Origin of the sequence: Methylobacterium sp. NEAU K, from assembly GCF_030700285.1 — a bacterium.
Taxonomy (GTDB): Bacteria; Pseudomonadota; Alphaproteobacteria; order Rhizobiales; family Beijerinckiaceae; genus Methylobacterium.
On record NZ_JAUYZJ010000014.1, the window covers coordinates 113,023 to 136,749 of the forward strand.

Below are 23,727 nucleotides of genomic sequence, written 5' to 3' on the forward strand. Positions count from 1 at the left end.
TGGCAAAACCGCCCGCCGGGCGCGAGGGGGGGCCGTGGCGTGGCAGATGCGCCGCACCCGCGGCTCTCGTGAGCGGCTCTCTGAGGCGGCACCCTCGCGGGCGGGCCGGATCGCCATTACGTTATGCGACGGGAGCCCATGCGACGACCCGCCGGGACCCGACCGGAGCGCCATACGTGATCCGCCTTCGTCCGCTCGTCGCCCTTTCGATCGCCCTGATTCTGGTCGCCGGCGGCCCTCTCGCCGCCCAGCAGCAGCCCGCGCCGCCGCCCTCGACAGCGCCGGCGCCGGCCCAGACGAGTCCGCTGCCGACGACGACGGCCCCGAACCCGGTCCCCGATCCGGGCAAGAGCGCGGCCCCGGCCCCTGAGCAGGCGGTGGCGCTCCCTCCCGCCGGCCAGGCCGCCGTGGGGACGCCCGGGCGTCCGACGCTCGCCGACAAGCCGGGGGAGCCCGGCGACGTCGACGAGGTGACTCTGCCGGCCAAGCCCGCCGCGATCCTCTCGGGCAAGACCAAGTGGGAGGAGGCCGTGCCGAACCTCAGGCAGGCATTTGCGCGGATCGAGGCCGACCTCGCCAAGATCGGCGTCGCACCCGCAGGCCGGCCGCTGGCGGTGTTCACGCGTACCGACGATGACGGCTTCGAATTCGAGGCGATGATCCCGGTGGCGGCCGCCCCGGCCCAGGCGCCCGCGGAGGCAGACGGCCTGCATTTCGGCACGACGCCCGCCGGCAAGGCCCTGCGCTTCGCGCACCGGGGCTCCTACGAGTCGATCGACGGCACCTACGAGACCCTGACGGCCTATCTCGATGCCAAGGACATCGTCGTGCAGGACCGGTTCGTCGAGGAATACGCCACCGACCTGAAGGACGGCACCGACGACAATCTCGACGTGAACATCTACGCCCTGCTCAAATAGGCCCTGGGCACCGGGTCCGGACGGGCCGGGCCCCCGGGGTCGGCGTTAGACAGATCGCCGCTCCTCGTCGCCGCCAGGAACAGCGGCGGCGGCTCGCGGATTCGTCCGTCATGCCCATTGCCGCTGACCGAGCGGTCGCCGCCCTCCCCGCGCGCCGCAGATCCACTTCCGCGCCGATCGATCCCGATGCCGCGGCGAAGGCGCTCGCAGTCCACGCCCGTCTGTGCCCGGTCTACGGTTGCCCGATTCCGTATTTCCACAGCCTCGATCCGCTGAGCGAGCTGGTCTCCTCGCTCCTGTCGCACCGCACCCGCAACGCCGAATCCGGTCGGGCCTTCAAGGCACTGCGGGCACGCTACCCGGACTGGGACGCGGTGATCGACGCGAAGGTGCCGGAGATCCAGGCGATCATCGCCGGCGTGACGTGGCCCGAGCTGAAGGCGCCGCGGATCCGCGATGTCCTCGGTGCCGTGCGGGCGCGATGCGGCACCCTCGATCTCGCCTTCCTGGCGGGTATGGATGTCGGGACCGCACGCGCGTGGCTGGAGGCGATCCCGGGGATCGGCCCGAAGACCAGTGCCGCGGTGCTGGCGTTCTCGACGCTTCGCATGCCCGCCCTGCCGGTAGACAGCCACCACCACCGGGTCGCGCAGCGCCTCGGCCTGATCGGCCCGCGGATCGATGTCGGGCCGTCGCACGCGATCCTGCGGGCGCAGTTGCCCGCGGATTGGAGCGCCCAGGACCTCTACGACAATCACGAGATCCTGATGCTGCACGGTCAGCAGGTCTGCCACCATCGGCGCCCCGCCTGCGGGCGTTGCGTCCTGGTCGACCTCTGCCCGAGCGCGGCTCTCTCGGCGCGCGAGCCGTGACGGCATCCTTGACCGGTCCACGCCCCGGGTGCGAGTAACCCCGCGCCCGGCAGGCGCAGAGCCCCGGCCCTTTACTGTTCAGGATCGGCGCCGATGGCCGCGTTCACCGAATTGGTCTTCTCGGGCGTCCAGCCCACCGGCAACCTCCACCTCGGCAACTACCTCGGGGCGGTGAAGCGCTTCGTGGAGATGCAGGCGCGCGACGCGCAGTGCCTGTACTGCGTGGTCGATCTCCACGCGATCACCGTCTGGCAGGACCCGGAGGCGCTGCGCGGCCAGATCCGCGAGGTCACGGCCGCGTTCTTGGCCTCGGGCATCGATCCCGCCCGCTCGATCGTGTTCAACCAGAGCCAGGTGCCGCAGCACGCCGAACTCGCCTGGATCTTCAATTGCGTGGCCCGCCTCGGCTGGCTCAACCGCATGACCCAGTTCAAGGAGAAGGCCGGCAAGGACCGCGAGAACGCCTCGATCGGCCTCTACGACTACCCGGTCCTGATGGCGGCCGACATCCTGGCTTACCGCGCCACGCATGTCCCCGTGGGCGAGGATCAGAAGCAGCACCTCGAGCTGACCCGCGACATCGCGCAGAAGTTCAACACCGACTTCTCGGGGTCGATCGCGGCGCACGGCCACGGCGATGCGTTCTTCCCGATCACCGAGCCGTTGATCGGCGGTCCGGCTGCCCGGGTGATGTCGCTGCGCGACGGCACCAAAAAGATGTCGAAGTCGGATCCGTCCGACAACGCGCGCATCAACCTCACCGACGAGGCCGACACCATCGCCCAGAAGATCCGCCGGGCGAAGACCGATCCGGAGCCGCTGCCCTCCGAGGTGGCGGGACTGAAGGACCGGCCGGAGGCGGACAACCTCGTGGGCATCTATGCGGCGCTCGCCGGCATCACGCGCGAGGAGGTGCTGCGCGATTTCGGCGGCGCCCAGTTCTCGACCTTCAAGCCGGCGCTCGCCGACCTCGCGGTGACGAGCCTCGCGCCGATCGCCGGGGAGATGCGCCGGCTCACGGCCGATCCGGGCCACATCGATGCGGTGCTGGCCGACGGCGCCGGGCGGGCCGAGACGATCGCCGCCCAGACGCTGGACGCGGTCAAGGACATCGTCGGCTTCGTGCGGCGGGGTCCGAGCCTGCAGGCGGTGCGGTGACCGTCCGGGCGCTCGTTTTCGACGTCTTCGGGACGCTCGTCGACTGGCGCTCCGGAGTCGCCCGGGAGGCCGCGCGGCTGCTCGCCCCGTACGCGCCGTCCCTCGATGCCGGCGCCTTCGCGGATGCGTGGCGCGGCCGCTACGGGCCCTCCATGGAGACGGTCCGTTCCGGCGCGCGGCCCTTTGTCGATCTCGACACGCTCCAGGCGGAATCGCTCCCCGAGGTGCTGACGCGGTTCGGCATCGCGGGCGTCCCCGACGCGGTGCGGCGCGAACTGGTCCAGGCCTGGCATCGGCTCGACACGTGGCCCGAGGTGCCGGACTCCCTGAGACGGCTCCGGGCGCGCCACCTCCTGGCGCCGAACTCGAACGGGCATGTCCGGCTGATGGCCGACCTCGCCCGGCGCAACGGGCTGGTCTTCGACGCGATCCTCGGCGCCGGCTATTCCCGCGATTACAAGCCGAAACCCGCGCTGTACCGCGACGCGGTGGCGGCCTTCGGCTTCGCCCCGGCGGAGACCCTGATGGTCGCCGCCCATTCGGACGATCTCGCGGCGGCGGCGAGCCACGGCCTGTCCACCGCCCATATCGCCCGGCCGCGGGAGCACGGGCCGGGGGGCGGCGAGACCGCGCCCAAGGTTCCGGTCACCTACGCGGCCCAAGATCTGGCAGAGCTGGCCGACCAGCTCGGCTGCTGAGAGAACGGCGGGGGGGGGAGCCAGCTGGCCGACTGGAACCCCGCCCTCTACAGCCGGTTCGAGGACGAACGCACCCGCCCGGCGGCGGATCTTCTCGCCCGCGTCCAGCTCGACGCGCCGCGCCTACGATCTCGGCTGCGGCCCCGGCAATTCCACTGCGCTGATCGTGGCGCGCTTCCCCGGCGCGGAGGTGATCGGCCTCGACACCTCCCCGGCGATGCTGGAGAGCGCCCAGCGCCGACTCCCCGATCTCGCCTTCGCGCAGGCCGACGCCGCGACCTGGATTCCGGAGCGCGCGCCGGACCTGATCTACGCCAACGCCGTGCTGCAATGGCTGCCCGACCATCCGCTGCTGTTACCCCGGCTGTTCGGCCTGCTGGCGCCAGGCGGCGTGCTCGCCGTGCAGATGCCGGACAACCTCGCAGAACCCTCGCACCGCCTGATGCGCGAGACCGCAGGGGCCGGCCCCTGGGCCGGGGCGATCGGCGATCCGGTCGTGGCCGGGCGCCTCGGGCGGATGCTGGAGCCCGCCGCCTATTACGACCTGCTGGCCCCGCACGCCGCGGAGGTGGATGTCTGGCGCACCGCCTATCATCACCGCATGGACGATGCGGGCGCCATCGTGCGGTGGGTCAGCGCCACCGGGCTGCGGCCCTTCCTCGACCCGCTGGCGCCGGACGAGGAGGCCGGGTTCCTGGCCGCTTACCAGGCCAGGATCGCCGAAGCCTACCTGCCACGCAGTGACGGACGGCGCCTGCTCGCCTTCCCGCGGGTGTTCCTCGTCGCCCGCAAGGCCCCGTAGCGTCTCACGCCTCGCCGCGTGCGACGAGCGCCTCGTACTCGGCCACCTCCAGCTTGCCCTCCCGGGCGACCCGGGCCTTGTCGGCGTCGCTGATCACGTCGCCCGCGAGGTCGAGGCGCTTCCAGGCGGCGAGCGGCGTCTCGCGCCCGGGAGTCGGGACGTACTTGTTCTGCTCGAGCTTCTTGTACTTGTGGATATAGCGCGGGCAGTTGACCCAGATCTTCTTCACCGCCACCTGCACGAGGTATTTCGCCTCTGTGTACTCGGCCATGAGGGCATCGTCGCGCAGCAGCGTCGCGTGGCCCTGCACCCGGATCCGGTGCGGCGTCTCGAAGTCGATGAACAGCAGGCCGACCTTGGCCTGACCCTCGATGTTGCCCATCGAGTAGAACATGCCGTTGCCGTCGAAGCCCGGGAACACGAGCGTGTTGGCGTCGAGCACCTTCACGAAGCCGGTGGGGCCGCCCTTGTAGGAGACGGTCGGCATGCCGTCGGGATCGACGGTCGAGAGGAAGAACATGTCGCGGGAGCCGATAAAGGCCCCCTCCTCCGGCTGGAAGGTCTCGTGGACCCAGTCCTCGTCGAGGCGCACGGCGAGCTTCGTGGTGCCGAACTCCTCCTGAAGCGCCCGGTGCGCGTCGGAATAGAGCGATGCCATACGTGTCCTCTCCGGTATCTCGGTCCTCATGCAGGCGGGACCGCTGCGGGGCTTATGGCCGGGATGTCCCGCCCCGGGCAACCGGGAACGCGAAGGGCCGGTCCCGCTTTCGCGTGACCGGCCCCCGTGGCGCGGCCGAGCAGAGCCCGGCCGCGCGATCCGAAGAAATCAGTTGCGGGTCTTGTCGACCAACGCCTTCTCGGAGATCCACGGCATCATGCCGCGGAGCTTGGCGCCGACCTCCTCGATCGGGTGCGCGGCGAGCTTGGCGCGGGTCGCCTTGAACGAGGTCTGGTTGACCTTGTTCTCCAGCATCCAGTTGCGGGTGAAGGTGCCCGACTGGATGTCGTTCAGCACGCGCTTCATCTCGGCCTTGGTCTCGGGCGTGACGATGCGCGGTCCGGTGACGTACTCGCCGTACTCGGCCGTGTTGGAGATCGAGTAGTTCATGTTGGCGATGCCGCCCTCGTAGATGAGGTCGACGATCAGCTTCACCTCGTGCAGGCACTCGAAATAGGCCATCTCGGGGGCGTAGCCTGCCTCGACCAGGGTCTCGAAGCCGGCCTTGATCAGCTCGACCAAGCCGCCGCACAGCACGGCCTGCTCGCCGAACAGGTCGGTCTCGCACTCCTCCTTGAAGGTGGTCTCGATGATGCCGGCGCGGCCACCACCGTTCGCCGAGGCGTACGACAGGCCGAGGTCGTGGGCGTTGCCGGAGGCGTCCTGCGCGATGGCGATCAGGGTCGGCACGCCGCCGCCGCGCAGGTACTCGGAGCGCACCGTGTGGCCGGGACCCTTCGGGGCGACCATCAGGACGTCGAGGTCCTTACGCGGCTCGATCAGGTTGAAGTGGACGTTGAGGCCGTGGGCGAACAGGAGCGCGGCGCCCTGCTTCATGTTGCCTTCGAGGGACTCCCGGTAGATGTCGCCCTGCAGCTCATCGGGGGTGAGCATCATCACTACGTCGGCCCACTTGGCGGCTTCGGCCACCGACAGGACCTTGAAGCCCTCGTGCTCGGCCTTCTTGGCGGTGGCGGAGCCCTCGCGGAGCGCGATGACGATGTCCTTCACGCCGGAATCGCGCAGGTTGAGCGCGTGGGCATGGCCCTGGCTGCCGTAGCCGACGATGGCGACCTTCTTGCCCTTGATCAGGTTCAGGTCGGCGTCGCGATCGTAATAAACCCGCATGTCTGCTTCCTCTTCGCTGTTGGTTTCGGGTCAGGGTTCGGCCCGGCCGTAGAGGGCCAGGAACTGCTCGACGGCGCGGCCCGCATCGCGCCGGATCTCGTCCCCGTCGAGGTCGAGCACCTCGCCGAGCAGAAGTCGGATCTGGATATCCCGGCCGACGAGGCCGAAGAAGGTCCGGAAGGCGGCCTCGCTATCCGCGAATGCGAGAAGCCCCGCCGCGCGACCGGCCTCCAGCACCGGCTTCACCCGCTCGCCGATCGCGAAGCGCCCGTTCGCCAGGACGATGCCGCCGAGATTGCTCTTGCGCGAGCCCGCATGGGCAACGGCGATCCGGTTCAGGGCGACCGACGATTCGCTCGTGATCACCGTGAGCCAAGTGACGGCGAAATCCTGAAGGTGCTCCCGCAGCGTGGCCCCGTCGAGGGACTGCACGGCGTCGCGGCCGGCATGGACGCGCGACGCCTGCCACTGCACCGTCGCCGTGAGCAGGCCGTCGCGGTCGCCGAACCACTTGTACAGCGTTTCCTTGGAGCAGCTCGCCCGGCGGGCCACTGCATCCATGGTGAGCTGGTCTCCATCCTCGACCATGAGGCCTAGGACGGCGTCGAGGACCGCCCGCTGGCGCACCGAAGGCAGCTCCGGCGCATCGGCGGCCCCGACCGTCTCCTGATCTGTTGCGAGGTTCGACCGCATGTTCCCGAGCGCGTACCGTACCGTACAGTACGCCGGGTACGCCGATTCACCGGCGGCCGCAAGAGGCGTTCGATGGAAGCAGGTCAGCCCGGCAGAGGCAGCCCCTCGCGGGCGAGAACCGTCCGCACCGCCGGACGCTCCGCCATGCGGCGGGCATGCGCCGTCCATGCGGGAAAGCGGCCGGCCATGTCGAACTTGAGCGCCGTGCCGCGGCCCCAGACCCAGAAGAGCAGGAGATAGGGGTCGACCACGCTGTACTGCTCGCCGAGCGCCCAGCCGCCCTGCGACAGCCGGACCTCGGTCATGGTGCAGAGGTCGCCGTAGGTGTCGGCGCCCTTGCCGCGGATCTCCGGATAGGCCTCCTCGTCCGCGGTGTAGCGCTCCGGCCGGCGCACATGCGCGTAGGCGACGTGGTGGTTGACCGCGAGCCAGCCGAGCCACTCATCGGCCACCGCCTGCCGGCGCAGGTCGGTGGGCCATAGTCCCTTCTCCGGCACGCTGCGGGCGACGTGGCGCATGATGGCCGCGCACTCGGTCAGCACCCAGCCATCCTCGACCAGCGCCGGCACCCGGCCGCGCTCGTTGATCGCGAGATATTCCGGCGCGCGCTGGTCGCCGGCCGCGAGGTTGAGTTCGACGCCCTCGAACGGCAGGCCGGATTCCTCCAGGACGATGTGGGCGGCCAGCGAGCAGGCGCCGGGGGCGTAGTAGAGGGTGCGAGCCACGAGATCAGTATCCTTGGGTCAGGAAAGCGGGTTGAACCCGAGCAGGTTCGCAAATCTTTTGGCGGACGGCGTCGAGGATTTCGACCGGAGCGCCGTCGATGCGGCGAGAGCCGCGTGCCGCGCGATCGACGCTCCGGATCTGATCGGTCAGGGTCGCACCGGAGATCACGAGCCCCGGCGGGAGTATGGCTTTCGTCGGCCAAGGGTCGATGTTGCGTGTCACCGGGCAGACGATGGCTGTCGCGTTCCGCGCATGGAATTCGCGGCTCGTCGGAACGAGTGCCGGTCGACTGCCGGATCGTTCGCGCCCCGGGGTCGGCCGAAGATCAACGCAGACGAGATCCCCGGCCTCCGCGATGTCGCGGACATCATCGCACGTCGTCATGGATGATCTCGGCATCGAAATCCGGCCCCAATCCACGACGGGGGGACGATAGGCCGGCCCGAGCCGATCCATTCCGGCGCGCATGTCTTGCCGCGTCTCCTTTCGCCGCCGCGGCAGGATCTCGACGGTCTGCCCGTCCGCGAGACCGTGCCGATCGCCTTCGCCCGCGGGGATCCGGATCACGAATTCATCGCCGGTGCGCGTGAGCTCGGCTTTCACGCGCGTTTCTCCCACTCTTCGTAGATCTTAGCTCAACCAGCAAGATCCTACAGCGGCTCGGCCCCGCGTCCCATGGCGCTGATTCCGGTGCGGCAGATCTCGACCAGGCCGATCACGCTCATCAGGCGCACGAAGCGGTCGACATCCTCGGTGGCGCCGGTCAGCTCGAACACGAAGGAGTTGAGGGTGGCGTCGAGCGTCTTGGCCCCGAAGGCGGCGGCCAGCCGCAGGGCCTCGCTGCGATGCTCGCCCTCGCCCTTGACCTTCACCAGGCAGATCTCGCGCTCGATCGCGTTGCCCTGGAGCGTCAAGTCCACGACCCGGTGGACCGGCACAAGCCGGTCGAGTTGCGCCTTGATCTGCTCGATCACGGCGTTGGTGCCCGTGGTGACGATGGTGATGCGCGAGATGTGGCGCGCCTCCTCGGTCTCGGAGACGGTCAGGCTCTCGATGTTGTAGCCCCGGCCCGAGAACAGGCCGGAGATGCGGGCGAGCACGCCGGGCTCGTTGTCGACGATCACCGCGAGCGTGTGCCGGTTCACCGGCTCAACACGGCCGGCATCGGGATAATGGGTGTTCATCGCGTTCATCGCCGGCTTCGTCCTCGTCCAGTCCTGCTCATAGCGGCGATCGGAGCGCTGCTTGCGCGAGGCAAGTGCGACTGCGCGCCGCCGCCCATGCGGCGAGCAGCGGCCCCGAAGGGCCGCCACCAAGAAAGCTACACCAGCATCTTGCCTTCCTCGGAGATCACGTCACCGAGTTCGACGCCGGTCTCGCCGAGGTAGTCGGACAGGAGCATCTCGTTATGCGCCTTGCCCGAGGGGATCATCGGGAAGCAGTTCTCGGTCTTGTCGACGATGCAGTCGAAGATCACCGGCCCGTCATGGGCCAGCATCTCGGCGATCGCACCGTCGAGCTCGCCCGGCTTCTCGCAGCGCATACCCTTGGCGCCGTAGGCCTCCGCCAGCTTGACGAAGTCCGGCAGGCTCTCCGAGTAGCTCTGTGAGTAGCGCGAGCCATGCAGAAGCTCCTGCCACTGCCGGACCATGCCCATGTACTCGTTGTTGAGGATGAACACCTTGACCGGCAGCCGGTACTGAACCGCAGTCGACATCTCCTGCATGTTCATCAGGATCGAGGCCTCGCCGGCGATATCGATCACGAGGCCCGCCGGGTGGGCGAGCTGCGTGCCGATCGCCGCCGGAAGGCCGTAGCCCATCGTGCCGAGGCCACCGCTCGTCATCCAGCGGTTCGGCTCCTCGAACTTAAAGTACTGGGCGGCCCACATCTGGTGCTGCCCGACCTCCGTGGTCACGTAGGTCTCGCGGTCCTTGCACGCCTCGTAGAGGCGCTGGACGGCGAATTGCGGCTTGATGATCGTCCCCGACGGCCAGTAGGCGAGGCAGTCGCGCGCCCGCCAGGTCCCGATCTTCTGGAACCACGGATCGAGGTTGGATTTTTCCGGCCGCGACGGCAGCGCGCGCCACGCCTCCAGCATGTCGGCGAGCACGGAGGCGCAGTCGCCCACGATGCCGACATCGACCTTGACCACCTTGTTGATCGAGGAGGCGTCGACGTCGATGTGGATCTTCTTGGAGAAGGGCGAGAACGCGTCGAGGCGGCCGGTGATCCGGTCGTCGAAACGGGCGCCGACGCAGATCATCACGTCGCACTCGTGCATCGCGAGGTTGGCCTCGTAGGTCCCGTGCATGCCGAGCATGCCCAGGAACTTGGAGTCCGAGGCCGGGAAGGCGCCAAGTCCCATCAGGGTCGAGGTGACCGGGAAGCCGGTCGCAGCCGCGAGTTCGCGCAAGAGCCGCGAGGCTTCGGGACCGGAATTGATGACGCCGCCGCCCGTGTAGAAGACCGGACGGCGCGCGGTCGCCATCAACTCGACCGCGGCGCGGATCCGGTCGGCATCGCCCTTGACTGCCGGTCGGTAGGTCTTGTGGCTGGAGATCTCGGGGCGCTCATAGAGCCCGGTGGCGAACTGCACGTCCTTGGGCAGATCGACCACGACCGGACCGGGCCGGCCGTTCGCCGCGACGTAGAACGCCTCGTGCAGGATGCGCGGCAGGTCCTCGATCGATTTGACCAGGTAATTATGCTTCGTGCAGTGGCGCGTGATGCCGACCGTGTCGCATTCCTGGAAGGCGTCGGTGCCGATGAGGTGCGTCGGGACCTGCCCGGTGATGCAGACGAGCGGGATCGAATCGAGCATCGCGTCGGTGAGGCCGGTGACGATGTTGGTGGCGCCCGGCCCCGACGTGACGAGGACGCAGCCGACCTTGCCGGACGAGCGCGCATAGCCCTCGGCGGCGTGGACGGCGCCCTGCTCGTGGCGGACGAGCACGTGCTTGACCGCGTTCTGGTGGAACAGGGCGTCGTAGATCGGAAGTACGGCACCACCCGGATAGCCGAACAGAGTGTCGACGCCCTGATCCTGAAATGCCCGGATGACCATCTCGGCCCCGGTCATGACCTCGCCGCCCATGCTCTCCTCCTCGCGCTTTCCGGAGCCTCCGCGGCGATCACGCGACCGCCGGGCAGATCCGTTTCCGTCACGGCACCTTCGTCATGCGAGCCGGCATCCGCCTCGCCCGAAGGTACTTTGGTCGTCGGTATCTCGAATGCGTGGATCTCGTTCGCAGTCCTGCGCTCACCGGGCCGCGGGCAACAAAAAAGGGCCCCGAGGGACCCTGCATGCGCCACCGCTCGGATTGCAGCCCCTAATTCAGGGCCGCCCCGCCGGTGACGCTACCGCTACAATAAGAACCGCGTTCATCGGATATCCGAAACCTGCCTCCCGCCGCCCGACGAACCCAGGTGCGGGTTCATGCGAGTCGCGTAGAGTGTCGGGCCTCATACCGGAGACAAGGGGGCCGGTCAACGCGTCTGTCGAAGCGGCGATATGTCCTCACTGCGTGGGCGTTGGCCAGCGGCGCACCCAGTTGCTCGCCGCATCGTACGCCGCGCCCAGTTGCAGGCACGCGAGTTCGCCGTGATTCCTTCCGACGATCTGGATCCCGGTCGGCAGGCCGGCATCCCCGAACCCGGCCGGGACGTCGAGGGCGGGCAAACCCGACATGGTCACCGGGATCACGGTCTGCATCCAGCGGTGGTAGGTGTCCATAAGGCGTCCGCCGACCGTCTCGGGCCAGCGCAGGTTCTTGTCGAAGGGGAAGACCTGCGCGCTCGGCATGACGAGGTAGTCGTAGCGCTCCATGAAGCGGCGCAGGACCTCGTACCAGCGCGTACGCCCTTCCAGGGCGGCCGTGACCTGGTCGGCGCTCAGCGCGAGCCCGCGCTCCGCCTCCCAGACGGCCTCCGGCTTGAGCTGCGCCCGGTGGCCGGGCTCGTCGTAGAGCGGCCGGAGCGCCGCCGCGACCGTCAGCGCCCGCAGGACCAGCCAGTCGCGCCAGAGCTGCTCCATGTCGAACCGGGGCACGGCCTCCTCGACCACGCAGCCGATCTCCGTGAAGGTGGCCAGTGCGGCGCGGCCGAGTTCGAGCACGCCGGGATCGAACGGGATCTGGCCGCCGAAATCGCCGAGCCACGCGATCCGCGTCCCGCTGAAGTCGCGGGCGAGCGGGCCCGCGAAGGCTGAGGGGTCCTGGCGGATGGAATTCGGGCAGCGCGGATCGTAGCCGGCCTGGACCGAGAGCATCAGGCCGATATCGGCGGGCGTCCGCCCGATCGCGCCGAGCACCGACAGCCCGGGGCTGAACACGTCCTTGGCCTCGACCGGTATCCGGCCCCAACTCGGGCGCAGGCCGTAGCAATTGTTGAAGGCCGGCGGGTTGCGCAGCGAACCGCCGTGGTCGCTGCCGTCGGCGACCGGCTGCATCCGCAGGGCGACCGCCACCGCCGCGCCGCCGCTCGATCCGCCCGCGCTCTTGTCCGGATCGTAGGCGTTCCCGGTGGTGCCGTAGACCGGGTTGAAGCTGTGCGAGCCGAGGCCGAATTCGGGGATGTTGGTCTTGCCGATGAAGATCGCCCCGGCCGCACGCAGCCGCGAGACCATGATCGTATCCGTTTCGGCGATCCGGTCGGCGAAGATCGGCGATCCTTGCGTGAACGGCAGCCCGCGCACAGCGTCGAGGTCCTTCACAGCGAGCGGGAAGCCGTGCAACGGGCCAACGATCTCGCCGCGGGCCAGGGCGGCATCGGCTGCCTCGGCCTCCAGCAGAAGTCCCGCGTCGTCCCGCAGGGCCACGATGGCGTTGACCCTGGGATTGAGCCGGTGGATCCGCTCGAGATAGGCGCGCATCACTTCCACGCAGGAGACGACCCGGCCGCGGATGGCGGCGGCGAGGTCCACGGCCCCGAGCGCCGTGATGCCGTCCTGTCGCTCGTCCTGCATCGTACTGGAATCTCCGGATCGAAGGTCCGCGCGCGGCAGCCCGTTTCAGGGGCGCCGCGCCAGGAAAAGCAAGCTCAGGTCCGGCGCCGGATCGTCCAGGGTGACAGGCCGCCGCGCACGCTCAGGCCACCGACCAAGGCAGCGTCTCCTCGCCCCTGAAGACGACGACGGACGTATCCTCCACGGCCACCGCCTCGGCGACTCGGCCTGCCCGTCGCTCCAGGGTCACGGTCCCGGCGTTGGGCTCGAGCCCATGGAAGCGGGCCCCGTTCAGGGATGCGAAGGCCTCGAACCGGTCCAGGGCGCCCTCCTCGTCGAAGACCTGCACGTAAGTCTGCAGGGCGGTCGGCCCGCAGAAGACGCCGGCGCAGCCGCAGGAAGCCTCCTTGGCGCCGCGCACATGCGGGGCCGTGTCGGTGCCCAGGAGGAAGCACGCCTCGCCCGAAGTCGCGGCCTTCCGCAGGGCGAGGCGGTGCCGCTCGCGCTTGGCCACCGGCAGGCAGTAGAGGTGCGGGCGCAGTCCGCCCTGGAAGATGTGGGTGCGGTTGATCACGAGGTGATGAGGCGTGATCGTCGCCGCCACGCGGCTCCGGTTGGCCCGGACCACGTCGAGGATCTCCGCCGTGGTGGCATGCTCCACCGTCACCTTGAGGCCCTGGTGCCGGCCGAGCAGCGGGATCAGGCTGCCCTCCATGAACGCGACCTCCCGGTCGAAGATGTCGATCTCCGGGTCGGTCGCCTCGCCGTGGATCAGGAGCGGCATGCCGATCCGCTCCATCCGCTCCAGCACCGGGGCGAGTCCGATCAGGTCGGTGACGCCCGCATGCGAGTTCGTGGTCGCGCCCGCCGGGTAGAGCTTGGCCGCCACCCAGACCTTCTCGGCGAAGCCGCGCGCGATCTCGTCCGGGTCGGTATCGTCCCGCAGGTAGCAGGTCATCAGCGGGGTGAAGTCCATACCCTCGGGGAGCGCGGCCAGGATCCGCTCGCGATAAGCGCGGGCGGCGGCCACCGTGGTCACCGGCGGCACGAGGTTCGGCATGATGATGCCCCGGGCGAACTGCGCCGCCGTGTAGGGGAGCACCGCCTTCATCATGGCGCCGTCGCGCAGGTGGATGTGCCAGTCGTCGGGCCGGCGGATCGTGATCCGGTCGGCCGGCTTCGCCTCTTGGCGCTCGGCGGGAAACAGGTCGGCGACGCTCATCGCGAAAAGCCCCTCAGGCCTGCCCGAACGACGAGATGCCGCCGTGGGCCGCAGACCAGGCCGCCGGCGCGTTGAGGAAGCTCTCGACCTCGGCAAGCGTGTTCGCGTCGAAGGTTCCCATTTCCTTGGCGACCGCCAGCACGTCCCACCAGGTGGTGAGGTAGTGCAGCTTGATCCCGATCTCCTGCATCAGCCCGGCACTGCCGGGGAAGATGTCGTAGTAGAACAGCACGAAGCAGTGATCGACCTGGGCGCCCGCGTCGCGCAGGGCTTTGCAGAAGTTGACCTTGCTGCGCCCGTCGGTGGCCAGATCCTCCACCAGCAGCGTCCGGGCGCCCTCGACCACCTCGCCCTCGATCTGGGCGTTGCGGCCGAAGCCCTTGGCCTTCTTGCGCACGTACTGCATCGGCAGCATCAGCCGGTCGGCGATCCAGGCGGCGAACGGGATGCCGGCGGTCTCGCCGCCCGCGATATGGGTGAGCGACTCGTAGCCGATCTCGCGCACGATGGTTGAGGCGGCGAAGTCGATCAGCGTCGAGCGCAGGCGCGGGAACGAGATGATCTTCCGGCAGTCGATATAGACCGGGCTCGCCCAGCCGGAGGTGAACTTGAACGGCTCGTCCTTGTAGAAATGGACCGCCTGGATCTCGAGGAACATCTTGGCCGCCTCGCGGGCGATGAGCGTCCGGTCGATGGGCAGGAAGGACGTGGTCATGCGGCGTGCGCGCTCCCGCTGAAGGCGCTCTCCGTCGGCGTGAAGATCCGTCCGGCGAGGAGAACGCGAAGAAACTGAGGGCCTGAACGCCCTCCTCCGCCCTGTCTTCGCCAGCGTCAACCCTGTCCCGGCCGCTATCCGCGCTTCATGCGGCGTCGCGGGACTTGATATGCGCGAGGTGCCGGATGGCGAGGGCGTAGCCGTACGTCCCGAAACCCGCCATCACGGCCGTGGCCGCGAGCGAGACGTAGGAATGGTGGCGGAAGGCCTCCCGCCGGTGGACGTTCGAGATGTGGCACTCGATCACCGGCACCTCGCAGGTGTTGAGTGCATCCAGAATTGCCACCGAGGTGTGCGTATAGGCGCCCGCGTTGATTACTATGCCGGCAGAACCCGTGCGGAATTCGTGGATCGACTCGATCAGGACGTGCTCGGCATTGCTCTGGCGGAAATCGACGCGCAGCCCGAAACCCGCCGCGGTCTCGCGGCACAGGGCCTCGGCGTCGGCCAGCGTCTCGTGCCCGTAGATCTCCGGCTGCCGCTTGCCGAGCAGGTTCAGGTTCGGCCCGTTCAGAACCAAGATGGTGTCGTTCATCGTCTTCCTCGCCGCCCGAGAGGTGCGGCCCGCGCCAGCGCGCGGATGCCCCGAGACCTTCGCTACTCCCAACCACGTCCTCATCCTGAGGAGCGGGTTGGTTCGACGGGTTGTGGCCGACGCGTGGGGCAAGGGTCAAACACGCCCCTGATTATGTCCTGTCACCGGCCCCGAGATGTCCCGCGCCGGGTGCCCTCCTACCCGCCCGAGCGGTTCAGTTTCGCCGCGCGCGGCGCTATTCCGGTCACGACCAAGACAGACGATCAGAGAGGATACGCGATGGCAGGATCCCGGAGCGCGACGCCCGTGGTGCTCGCGGTGGCGATCACCGGCTCCGTGCCGCGCAAGGCGGACAACCCGGCCGTGCCGGTCACCGTGGCCGAGCAGATCGAGTCGACGCATCAGGCCTTCGAGGCGGGCGCGACGCTGGCCCACATCCACGTGCGCAACCACGATGAGTCGCCCTCCTCCGATCCCGAAAAATTCGCCGCCGTGCAGGAGGGGCTGCGCAAGCACTGCTCCGGGATGATCGTACAGTTCTCGACGGGCGGGCGCGGGCGCGACCCCGCGGCCCGGGGCCTGTCGCTGAAGCACCGGCCCGACATGGCCTCGCTGTCCACCGGTTCGGTGAACTTCCCGACCATCGTGTACGAGAATCCCGCGAGTCTCGTGACCGACCTCGCGAGCCAGATGAAGCAGCACGGCGTGCGGCCCGAGATCGAGATCTTCGACCTGTCGCACCTGCACGGGGCGAAGCGGCTGGTGGAGGCGGGCCTGATCGACGCGCGCCCGCACGTGCAGTTCGTGATGGGCGTCCAGAACGCGATGCCGGCCGAGGAGCATCTGCTCGACATCCTGCTCACCGAGACGCGGCGGATCCTGCCCGAGGCGACCTGGACGGCCGCCGGGATCGGCCGCAACCAAGCGGTGGTGATGGAATGGGCTCTGGCCCGCGGTGCGGATGCGGTGCGCACCGGGCTCGAGGACAACATCCGGCTCACCAAGGACCGGCTGGCGGCCAGCAACGCCGAATTGGTCGGCCTCGCCGCCGACAAGGTCCGCAGCCACGGGCGCCGGGTCGCCACGCCGGCGGAGGCGCGCGCGGCGTTGGGGCTGGCCTGAGCCACCTTCTCACGGGCCGGGCGGCGTGCTAACGGTCCGCCCGCGCGGGTGTAGCTCAATGGTAGAGCAGCAGCCTTCCAAGCTGAATACGAGGGTTCGATTCCCTTCACCCGCTCCACGCCTGCTCCCTGGCAGGATTGGGGATCGACAGAGTCGGTGGTGAGCCCCGGCGTCGCCGAACCAACCAGGCATCTCCCTCTTCAGGTCGAGCCTGTCGCCGATCAAGAACCAGGTCATGCGACCCGGTGCACCTGACATCCTCTCGGGGGACAACCACCATGAAGGTATCCGCCGACCTGTGCATCGTGCCGATGGGCGTCGGCCCGTCGGTCTCTCCCTACGTGCGCGAAATCAAGGCGATTATCGAGGCGAGCGGCCTGACCGCCACGATGCATCCCAACGGCACGAACATCGACGCCGAGCTGTCGGAGATCTGCGCGCTGGCAGAGCGGTGCGAGGCGCGGCTCGCCGAGTTGGGTGTGCACCGCACCTTCTTCACGCTGATCTTCTCGACGCGCCGCGATAAGGAGCAGTCCATGGCCGACAAGCTCGCGGCCGTCTCCTGACGGATCACCCGCGGACGAAGGCTCCCGAGGCCGCAGCGACGCGGCCGTGATCCCATCCGCTCCGTCGCGCGTTTCCCCCGGTCCGGTCGCTGACGTGCCGGGAGGAGAGCGGTATGGCCGACCAGAACACCGACGACGTGCGGATCGAGCCCTATGACGGCCCGGCGGGCGGCTGGGGCTCGGCACGCTCCCTCGTGGAGATTCTGACCCGGGAGGGTGTTCCGGTCACCGGCTCGGCGATTCTGCTGAAGCAGAACAAGCCGGACGGGTTCATGTGCACGTCCTGCGCCTGGGCGAAGCCGGCCAAGCCGCTGGCGTTCGAGTATTGCGAGAACGGGGCCAAGGCCACCGCCTGGGAGCAGACGCGGCATCGCGCGACCCCTGATTTCTTCGCCGCCCACACCGTGACCGAGTTGCTCGGCTGGAGCGACTACGCGCTCGAGGAGCAGGGCCGCCTCACGCATCCCATGCGCTACGACCCCGAGACCGACCGGTACCGGCCGGTCACCTGGGAGGAGGCGGTCGGCGAGATCGGGCGGGAGCTGCAGGCGCTGCGTCGGGAGGACCCGAAATCGGTGGTGTTCTACGCCTCCGGCCGGGCCTCGCTGGAGACCAGCTACATGTGGGCGCTGCTGGCGCGCCTCTACGGCAACAACAACCTGCCGGATTCTTCCAACATGTGCCACGAGCCGACATCGGTGGCGCTGCCGCAATCGATCGGTGCGCCGGTGGGCACGGTCCTGCTGGAGGATTTCGAGAGCACCGACCTTCTGTTCTTCTTCGGCCAGAATGTCGGCTCGAACGCGCCGCGGATGCTCCACCCGCTCCAGGAGGCGCGGCGCCGGGGCGCGCAGATCATCACCTTCAACCCGCTGCGCGAGCGTGGGCTGGAGCGCTTCACCGACCCGCAATCGCCCGTGGAGATGCTGACGCGCTCCGCGACGAAGATCTCCACGCAGTACCACCAGGTGAAGGCCGGCGGCGACCTCGCGGCGATCACCGGCCTGTGCAAGATCCTGATCGCCATGGATCGGGAGGCGATCGCCGCGGGGCGGCCGGGCGTTCTCGACCATGCCTTCATCGCCGAGCACACCCATGGTTTCGAGGACTTCGTGCGGTTCTGCGACGGACAGGACTGGGCGGCGATCGAGCGGCGCTCCGGGCTGACGCGCGGCGCCCTGGAAGCCGCCGCCGGGGCCTATGCCCGCGCGAAGGCGGTCATCGGCATCTACGGGATGGGGCTGACGCAGCATCGCAAGGGCACCGAGACCGTGCGGATGCTGGTCAACCTCCTGCTGCTGCGCGGCAACATCGGCAAGCCCGGCGCCGGGATTTGCCCGGTGCGCGGCCACTCGAACGTCCAGGGGCAGCGCACGGTCGGCATCTCCGAGAAGCCAGAGCTGGTCCCGCTGGACAAGCTGAAGGAGCTGTACGGCTTCGAGCCGCCGCGTGAGAAGGGCCTCAATACCGTGGAGACCTGTGAGGGCATCCTCGACGGCAGCGTCCGGGCCTTCGTCAGCCTCGGAGGCAACTTTCTGCGCGCGATCCCCGATACCGGCCGCATGGAGCCGGCCTGGCGCCGGCAGCGGCTCACGGTGCAGATCTCGACCAAGCTCAACCGCTCGCACCTCGTAAACGGGGCCGTGGCCTACATCCTGCCCTGCCTCGGCCGCATCGAGATCGACCGCCAGGCCAGCGGGCCGCAGGCCGTGGCGATCGAGGATTCGACCGCCCGGTTCCACGGCTCGCGGGGCGTGGCCGATCCGGTCGGACCGCACGTGCGCTCCGAGCCCTGGATCGTGGCGGAGATCGCCAAGGCGAGCCTGCCGCCGAACCCGCGGATCGACTGGGATTCCTGGGTCGCCGATTACGGCCGGGTGCGCGACGCGATCGAGGCGACCTACCCGGACGTGTTCCACGACCTGAACGGGCAGATGTTCCGGCCCGGCGGTCTCACCAAGCCGCTCGGCGCCCGCGACCGGAAATGGGAGACGGAGACCGGCAAGGCGAATTTCGCGGTTCCGGCGGGGTTGGAAGCCGATCCCGACCTGCCGGCCCGGGGCTCGGACGTGCTCGACCTGATCACCCTGCGGTCGAACGATCAGTTCAACACCACGGTCTACGGCTACGACGACCGCTTCCGCGGCGTGAAGGGCACCCGCGAGATCCTGTTCATGAACCGGGCCGACATCGCCCGGCTCGGGCTCACCGATGGCGCGGCCGTCGATGTCGAGACGGAGGCCGCCGATCAGGTCCCACGGCGGGTCGGCGGCCTGCGGGTGATCGCCTACGACATCCCCGAGGGGAATTGCGGTGGCTATTACCCGGAGCTGAACGTCCTGCTGCCGCTCTGGCACCACGACGAGCAGTCCAAGACGCCCGCCGCGAAGGCGATCACCGTGCGGGTGAGCGCGTCGGCGCCCAGGGTCTGAGACACGGCTGATCGATTGCGAGACGATTGTTGTCTCGGGCGCCCGAGAAGCTGATCGGCGCCCGAACATCCATGCCGTCATCCCGGGGCCGCGACGCGGAACCCGGGATCCAGGACCGCTGTCAGATTGAAGCGTTGCGCCGTTCACGGCCGCAAAATCCGGCATCGCCCGCGGCACCGCGGGATGACGGGCTAGTTTGTACAATCCTCAACCGTATCTCGGGGCGGGGAGTAGATTTGAGACGCTGCCGACTTCGTTAGACAATTCCCCGACACGCGAGAGCCCAGCCCTGAACCGGTGCGTCTGGCGCGGCGACGTTCTCTCCGGCAAAGAGCGGGCATGGATCAGGCGACACCACGAGACGCGCGACCGGACGTGCACGCGGACCCGCGCCTGCGCGGGCTCCTGGACCAGATCGCAGCCGGAGCCCCGGTCCGGGATCCGGGACTCGACCTGGCGCATGTGGATGCCAGCAGCAGCGCGCTCGCAGCCGGGATCCTCGGCGGCGATCCCGCTCCGAGCTGGCGGGATGCTGAATCCGGCGGATTACCGCTGCCGGGTGCCGATCTCTCCCGTGCCAGGATGGAGGAGGCCGACCTGTCCGGGGCGAACCTGCGCCGCGCCAGCCTCACGGGCGCGGTGGGACGCTCGACCCGGTTCATCGGCGCGATCCTGGAGGAAGCCGACCTGTCCGAGGCCGACCTGTCGGGTGCGGACTTCACCGGCATCGTCGCGGGCCAAGTCAACTTCTCTGCGGCCATGCTGGAGGACGCCCGCTTCGGGCAGGCGGCGATGCGCTTTGCCGATTTATCCAGCGCGCTCCTCGACGGAGCGAACTTCGCCGGTGCCGATCTCTGGGGCGCGGATTTCTCCGGAGCCGACGCGGACGACACCGTGTTCCGCGACGCGCGGCTCGACGAGGCCAAGCTCGCCGACGCCAACCTGACCCACGCCGATTTCGAGGGCGCCAGCCTGACCAAGGCGTCCCTCGCCGGCTCGCGCCTGCGCGGCGCCAAGTTCACGGGAGCCAAGCTCGACGGGGCCGATCTCTCCGGCGCGGACCTGTCGGACACCGACCTCGTCCGGCTCAACCTCGCCACCTGCCAGCTTCGGCACGCCCGCTTCTCCGGCGCTTGGCTCAACGGCACGCGGATGAGCGTCGAACAGCTCGGCGGCTCCGTGGGCGAGGAGGTGGCAGGCGCCTACGAGGCGGCACAGGCGAGCTACCTCGCCCTTGAGCAGAACTGGAAGAGCATCGGCAACCACGATGCGGCAAGCTGGGCCTACAAGCGCGGCCGCCGGATGGGCCGGTTCCATGCCGGATGGCAGGCGCGCGCCGCCTGGAACGAGCGGGACTGGGCCGGCCTGCTGCGGCACGGCTACCGCTGGACCGCCGACCGCTTCGTCGAATGGCTGTGCGATTACGGCGAGAGCCTGTCGCGGATCGCACGGGCCTTCGCGCTGCTGATCGTCGTCTTTGCCGGCCTGTACGGCCTCACCGGCGGCCTGTTCGTGCTGGAGGGACCGGAGGCGGGGCCGACTTATAACCCGCTCGACCTCATGAGCTACAGCGCGCTCAACATGATGACCGCCAATCCCCCGGAGATCGGCCTCAAGCCGACCGGGCGCGTCACCAACCTGCTGGTCGGCCTGGAGGGCGCGGTCGGCATCATCCTGATGGGCCTGTACGGCTTCGTCCTGGGAAACCGTCTGCGCCGATAGGGGCTCGTCCCCTCAGTCGTTCGCGCTCAGCCGCTCGACCAGGACGCTGAGATCCTTACGCAGCGCACGGATCTCCGGCTCGCTGAGTTCGAGCTGACACATCACGCTCTCGCGCACCGAGACCGCCTCGGCGCGCAGGGCTGCTCCCTGCGGCGTGAGCGCGATCTCGACCTCGCGCTCGTCGGACTGGCGGCGGGTACGGACCAGGAAGCCAGCGCTCTCGAGGCGCTTGAGCACCGGCGTGAGCGTGCCGGAATCGAGCCGCAGGCGCCGGCCGATCTCCGAGACGGTGACCCCGTCCTGCTCCCACAGCACCAGAAGGACGAGGTATTGCGGATAGGTCAGGCCGAGGCGCTCCAGGAACGGCCGGTAAGACTTGGTCATCCGGTGTGCGGCGGCGTAAAGCGCGTAGCAGAGCTGATTATCGAGGAGGAGCGGATCCGTGGCTTGCTCCGTCTCGATCGTGTCCACAGAGTACGCCATATCGTTCGCCCATCGCGGTCCGGGTACCGCTCATCTCGACCGCGACCGCGGGTTGATCATTCTACCATAACACGCCCGGCCAACGCATAATTGCCGTTGGAGATATCGTTCCTCAACAACCATCCGAGTTCGGCGCCTCGCCACTTGCCGGGGACATGGCCGACAGGCTGTCGAGAAAGCCGGCCTCGTCCTCCAGGGTCCGAAGGTCGAGGATGACGGCATCGCCGCTGATGCGGCCGATCACCGGCACCGGCAAAGCGCGCAGGCGTTCGGCTAGGCGCTTGCATCGCCCTCCGGCGCCCCGGCGCCCGCCCGCCCCGCCGGGGTCCGGCACCAGAACGAGGGCGGCACTGGGCAGGGTCTCCACCGGCAGGGCGCCGGAGCCGATCTGGCTGATGCATTCCGTGACCGAGACCGCGGCCCAACCGGAGAGCCGTTCCGCCACCGCAGGGGCGAGGGCGCGGGCCTGCGCGTCGATCGCCGCGCGCGGGCGGGTCAGGAGGCGGAGCGTCGGCAGTTCCTCGGCCAGCCGCTCGGGGTGGAGATAGAGCCGGAGAACCGCCTCCAGTGCCGCGTAAGTCATCTTATCGACCCGCAGCGCCCGCTTCAGCGGGTTCTTGCGCACCCGGGCGATCAGGTCCTTCCGGCCGGCCACGATGCCGCATTGGACCGCGCCGAGCAGCTTATCGCCGCTGAAGGTCACCACATCGGCCCGCGCAAGGGCCGCCCGAACGGTGGGTTCTGGGGGCAGACCATAGGCGGCGAGGTCGACCAGACTGCCGCTGCCGAGATCCTCCGCCAGCGGCACGCCACGCTCGCGGCAGAGGGCGTAGAGGGCAACCGGATCGGCCGCGGCGGTGAATCCGGTGATCGCGTAATTGCTCGGATGCACCTTCATGACGAGGCCGGTGCGGGGGCCGATCGCCTCCGCGAAGTCGCGCAGATGCGTGCGGTTGGTGGTGCCGACCTCGCGCAGGCGGCAACCGGCCCGCGCCATCACGTCCGGCACCCGGAACGAGCCGCCGATCTCCACGAGTTCGCCGCGGGAGACAACCACCTCTTTGCGCATCGCGAGGGCGTTGAGCACGAGCAGGACCGCGGCCGCGTTGTTGTTGACCACCACTGCAGCCTCCGCGCCCGTTAGGCGGCAGACCAGGGCCTCCACGTGATCGTCGCGCTCGCCCCGGGCCCCCGTCGCCAGATCGAATTCGAGGTTGCTCGCCTGGACCATCACGGCGGCCACGGCCTCGGCGGCGGAGCGCGGCAGAAGGGCACGGCCCAGATTGGTGTGCAGCACCGTCCCGGTGAGATTGAAGACGGGCCGCAACGACGAAAGCCGCTCGGCGGCGAGCCGCTCGGTCGCGGCGGCACGGATCGCCGCCTCGTCCGGCACGGCCGTCGCATCGGCCCGGATCCCGGCGAGCACGACCCGGATCGCCTCCGTCAGCGCCGTGCGGCCGTAGGCGGCGAGGTCCTCGGCCGCGGCGCCGCCGAGCAGGCGCTCGACCGAGGGAATCCGGCGCGGGGCCTGCGCGGCGTCAGCGGATATCGGGCGGGTCGGCGCTGATCGGGTCATGTGCCGACCAGAGATAACAAGTCCCGCGCGCAGGGCCAGCCCGGCGGCATGGGCATGATCCGCGCAGGATTGTTCCCGGCACCGCCCGACGTTATGGCCTCGTCGTGAAATCCGCGGAAGCCGGCATAGCACGCCCTTGAGGGGCGCGTGCAGTGAGCGCTCCGTATTGCTGCGCTGAGGCCCGGGGGCCGCACAACCTCGTCGATACGCCACCACGCGCGGGAGACGCCGCTTATGTCCCGATCCGCCACCCTCATCCATCCCGTGATTCTCTGTGGCGGGAGCGGGACGCGTCTGTGGCCTGCGTCTCGGGAGAGCATGCCGAAGCAGTTTGCGCGTCTGGTCGATGCGGAGGGGTCGACCTTTCAGGCGAGCCTGGCCCGGGTCACGGACGCGTCGGTGTTCGCCCGGCCGACGGTGATCGCGTCGGCGGAGGCGCGCTTCATCGTGGCCGAGCAGCGCGACCAGCTGGGGCTTTGCGCCGACATCCTGCTCGAGCCGCAGGGGCGCGACAGCGCGGCCGCGGTTGCGGTGGCGGCGCTGCACGCGGCGCGCACCGACCCGCGGGCGGTGGTTTTGATCATGGCCGCCGACCACGTCGTGCCCGACACGCCGGCCTTCGTGGCGGCCGTGC

General features: G+C 69.2%; 22 protein-coding genes, 1 tRNA gene and 1 pseudogene. 11 read left to right on the top strand and 13 right to left on the bottom strand.

From position 1 onward, the window contains the following. Window positions 1-176 precede the first annotated feature (176 nt). The 5 genes and pseudogenes from Q8W67_RS13630 to tam all read left to right on the top strand — a co-directional run bounded on the left by Q8W67_RS13630 (window position 177) and on the right by tam (window position 4,450). Complete coding sequence (locus Q8W67_RS13630) at window positions 177-920, top strand: GyrI-like domain-containing protein (RefSeq protein WP_305546286.1); 744 nt, start codon at window positions 177-179, stop codon at window positions 918-920. 110 nt (window positions 921-1,030) lie between these two features. Next, window positions 1,031-1,792, top strand: a complete 762-nt coding sequence (gene nth / locus Q8W67_RS13635; protein ID WP_305546288.1) for an endonuclease III — start codon at window positions 1,031-1,033, stop codon at window positions 1,790-1,792. Window positions 1,793-1,885: 93 nt separating this feature from the next. Further along, entirely contained in the window at window positions 1,886-2,950 is a 1,065-nt protein-coding gene (trpS, locus tag Q8W67_RS13640) for a tryptophan--tRNA ligase (protein WP_305546290.1), read from the top strand. After that, entirely contained in the window at window positions 2,947-3,648 is a 702-nt protein-coding gene (locus Q8W67_RS13645; protein WP_305546292.1) for a haloacid dehalogenase type II, read from the top strand. Before trpS ends, Q8W67_RS13645 begins: the two co-directional genes overlap by 4 nt. Before the next feature lie 24 nt (window positions 3,649-3,672). Further along, a pseudogene (gene tam, locus Q8W67_RS13650) lies at window positions 3,673-4,450 on the top strand (trans-aconitate 2-methyltransferase). A gap of 4 nt (window positions 4,451-4,454) precedes the next feature. Here the strand turns inward: tam and Q8W67_RS13655 are convergent. The 11 genes from Q8W67_RS13655 to aroQ all read right to left on the bottom strand — a co-directional run bounded on the left by Q8W67_RS13655 (window position 4,455) and on the right by aroQ (window position 15,192). After that, window positions 4,455-5,108, bottom strand: coding sequence for a pyridoxamine 5'-phosphate oxidase family protein (locus Q8W67_RS13655; RefSeq protein WP_305546294.1), 654 nt, complete (start codon window positions 5,106-5,108; stop codon window positions 4,455-4,457). 168 nt (window positions 5,109-5,276) lie between these two features. Then, the gene (gene ilvC / locus Q8W67_RS13660) at window positions 5,277-6,296 is read right to left on the bottom strand and encodes a ketol-acid reductoisomerase (protein WP_012322218.1); all 1,020 of its coding nucleotides are present in this window, start codon (window positions 6,294-6,296) and stop codon (window positions 5,277-5,279) included. Between the two features lie 30 nt (window positions 6,297-6,326). Continuing rightward, complete coding sequence (locus tag Q8W67_RS13665; protein ID WP_305546303.1) at window positions 6,327-6,989, bottom strand: TetR/AcrR family transcriptional regulator C-terminal domain-containing protein; 663 nt, start codon at window positions 6,987-6,989, stop codon at window positions 6,327-6,329. 83 nt (window positions 6,990-7,072) lie between these two features. Next, window positions 7,073-7,714: a glutathione S-transferase family protein gene (locus Q8W67_RS13670; protein WP_305546305.1), complete on the bottom strand. Its 642-nt coding sequence runs from the start codon at window positions 7,712-7,714 to the stop codon at window positions 7,073-7,075. Between the two features lie 4 nt (window positions 7,715-7,718). Beyond that, a complete protein-coding gene (locus Q8W67_RS13675) occupies window positions 7,719-8,318 on the bottom strand; it encodes a type II toxin-antitoxin system PemK/MazF family toxin (protein WP_305546307.1) in 600 nt (199 codons plus the stop codon). 47 nt (window positions 8,319-8,365) lie between these two features. Then, window positions 8,366-8,908, bottom strand: coding sequence for an acetolactate synthase small subunit (gene ilvN, locus Q8W67_RS13680; RefSeq protein WP_305546309.1), 543 nt, complete (start codon window positions 8,906-8,908; stop codon window positions 8,366-8,368). A 128-nt stretch (window positions 8,909-9,036) separates the two neighbouring features. Then, complete coding sequence (locus Q8W67_RS13685) at window positions 9,037-10,812, bottom strand: acetolactate synthase 3 large subunit (RefSeq protein WP_305546311.1); 1,776 nt, start codon at window positions 10,810-10,812, stop codon at window positions 9,037-9,039. Window positions 10,813-11,235: 423 nt separating this feature from the next. Next, window positions 11,236-12,681, bottom strand: coding sequence for an amidase (locus Q8W67_RS13690; protein WP_305546313.1), 1,446 nt, complete (start codon window positions 12,679-12,681; stop codon window positions 11,236-11,238). A 121-nt stretch (window positions 12,682-12,802) separates the two neighbouring features. Next, a complete protein-coding gene (gene pyrC, locus Q8W67_RS13695) occupies window positions 12,803-13,882 on the bottom strand; it encodes a dihydroorotase (RefSeq protein ID WP_305546315.1) in 1,080 nt (359 codons plus the stop codon). Window positions 13,883-13,895: 13 nt separating this feature from the next. After that, window positions 13,896-14,597 carry an orotate phosphoribosyltransferase gene (locus tag Q8W67_RS13700; protein ID WP_305546317.1) on the bottom strand — a complete coding sequence of 234 codons (702 nt, stop codon included), beginning with the start codon at window positions 14,595-14,597 and terminating at the stop codon, window positions 13,896-13,898. Between the two features lie 145 nt (window positions 14,598-14,742). Beyond that, on the bottom strand, window positions 14,743-15,192 hold the full coding sequence (gene aroQ / locus Q8W67_RS13705) for a type II 3-dehydroquinate dehydratase (protein ID WP_305546319.1): 450 nt from the start codon (window positions 15,190-15,192) through the stop codon (window positions 14,743-14,745). 279 nt (window positions 15,193-15,471) lie between these two features. Between aroQ and Q8W67_RS13710 the strand changes: the two genes are divergently transcribed. The 5 genes from Q8W67_RS13710 (at window position 15,472) to Q8W67_RS13730 (ending at window position 21,034) form a co-directional block, all read left to right on the top strand. Next, window positions 15,472-16,314 (top strand): 3-keto-5-aminohexanoate cleavage protein, encoded by an 843-nt coding sequence (locus Q8W67_RS13710; protein WP_305546321.1) that lies wholly within the window; start codon window positions 15,472-15,474, stop codon window positions 16,312-16,314. Window positions 16,315-16,358: 44 nt separating this feature from the next. Further along, a tRNA-Gly gene (locus Q8W67_RS13715) sits at window positions 16,359-16,432 on the top strand. Window positions 16,433-16,592: 160 nt separating this feature from the next. After that, a complete protein-coding gene (locus Q8W67_RS13720; RefSeq protein ID WP_305546323.1) occupies window positions 16,593-16,880 on the top strand; it encodes an MTH1187 family thiamine-binding protein in 288 nt (95 codons plus the stop codon). 113 nt (window positions 16,881-16,993) lie between these two features. Beyond that, complete coding sequence (locus Q8W67_RS13725) at window positions 16,994-19,312, top strand: FdhF/YdeP family oxidoreductase (RefSeq protein WP_305546325.1); 2,319 nt, start codon at window positions 16,994-16,996, stop codon at window positions 19,310-19,312. 339 nt (window positions 19,313-19,651) lie between these two features. Beyond that, a complete protein-coding gene (locus Q8W67_RS13730) occupies window positions 19,652-21,034 on the top strand; it encodes a pentapeptide repeat-containing protein (RefSeq protein ID WP_305546327.1) in 1,383 nt (460 codons plus the stop codon). Between the two features lie 12 nt (window positions 21,035-21,046). Here Q8W67_RS13730 and Q8W67_RS13735 read toward each other — a convergent pair whose 3' ends face one another. Then, window positions 21,047-21,517, bottom strand: a complete 471-nt coding sequence (locus Q8W67_RS13735; RefSeq protein WP_305546329.1) for a MarR family winged helix-turn-helix transcriptional regulator — start codon at window positions 21,515-21,517, stop codon at window positions 21,047-21,049. A 112-nt stretch (window positions 21,518-21,629) separates the two neighbouring features. After that, window positions 21,630-23,093 carry an L-seryl-tRNA(Sec) selenium transferase gene (gene selA / locus Q8W67_RS13740; protein ID WP_305546331.1) on the bottom strand — a complete coding sequence of 488 codons (1,464 nt, stop codon included), beginning with the start codon at window positions 23,091-23,093 and terminating at the stop codon, window positions 21,630-21,632. Between the two features lie 234 nt (window positions 23,094-23,327). Here selA and Q8W67_RS13745 point away from each other — a divergent pair. After that, window positions 23,328-23,727, top strand: a 400-nt coding sequence (locus Q8W67_RS13745; protein WP_305546333.1) for a sugar phosphate nucleotidyltransferase, incomplete at its 3' end; no start/stop codon positions are given.

Coding starts and splice junctions, on each gene's coding strand:
- nth (WP_305546288.1), top strand. CDS start 1,031: ATGCCCATTGCCGCTGACCGAGCGGTCGCCGCCCTCCCCGCGCGCCGC.
- trpS (WP_305546290.1), top strand. CDS start 1,886: ATGGCCGCGTTCACCGAATTGGTCTTCTCGGGCGTCCAGCCCACCGGC.
- Q8W67_RS13655 (WP_305546294.1), bottom strand. CDS start 5,108: ATGGCATCGCTCTATTCCGACGCGCACCGGGCGCTTCAGGAGGAGTTC.
- ilvC (WP_012322218.1), bottom strand. CDS start 6,296: ATGCGGGTTTATTACGATCGCGACGCCGACCTGAACCTGATCAAGGGC.
- Q8W67_RS13665 (WP_305546303.1), bottom strand. CDS start 6,989: ATGCGGTCGAACCTCGCAACAGATCAGGAGACGGTCGGGGCCGCCGAT.
- ilvN (WP_305546309.1), bottom strand. CDS start 8,908: ATGAACGCGATGAACACCCATTATCCCGATGCCGGCCGTGTTGAGCCG.
- Q8W67_RS13685 (WP_305546311.1), bottom strand. CDS start 10,812: ATGGGCGGCGAGGTCATGACCGGGGCCGAGATGGTCATCCGGGCATTT.
- Q8W67_RS13690 (WP_305546313.1), bottom strand. CDS start 12,681: ATGCAGGACGAGCGACAGGACGGCATCACGGCGCTCGGGGCCGTGGAC.
- pyrC (WP_305546315.1), bottom strand. CDS start 13,882: ATGAGCGTCGCCGACCTGTTTCCCGCCGAGCGCCAAGAGGCGAAGCCG.
- Q8W67_RS13700 (WP_305546317.1), bottom strand. CDS start 14,597: ATGACCACGTCCTTCCTGCCCATCGACCGGACGCTCATCGCCCGCGAG.
- aroQ (WP_305546319.1), bottom strand. CDS start 15,192: ATGAACGACACCATCTTGGTTCTGAACGGGCCGAACCTGAACCTGCTC.
- Q8W67_RS13710 (WP_305546321.1), top strand. CDS start 15,472: ATGGCAGGATCCCGGAGCGCGACGCCCGTGGTGCTCGCGGTGGCGATC.
- Q8W67_RS13720 (WP_305546323.1), top strand. CDS start 16,593: ATGAAGGTATCCGCCGACCTGTGCATCGTGCCGATGGGCGTCGGCCCG.
- Q8W67_RS13725 (WP_305546325.1), top strand. CDS start 16,994: ATGGCCGACCAGAACACCGACGACGTGCGGATCGAGCCCTATGACGGC.
- Q8W67_RS13730 (WP_305546327.1), top strand. CDS start 19,652: ATGGATCAGGCGACACCACGAGACGCGCGACCGGACGTGCACGCGGAC.
- Q8W67_RS13735 (WP_305546329.1), bottom strand. CDS start 21,517: ATGGCGTACTCTGTGGACACGATCGAGACGGAGCAAGCCACGGATCCG.
- selA (WP_305546331.1), bottom strand. CDS start 23,093: ATGACCCGATCAGCGCCGACCCGCCCGATATCCGCTGACGCCGCGCAG.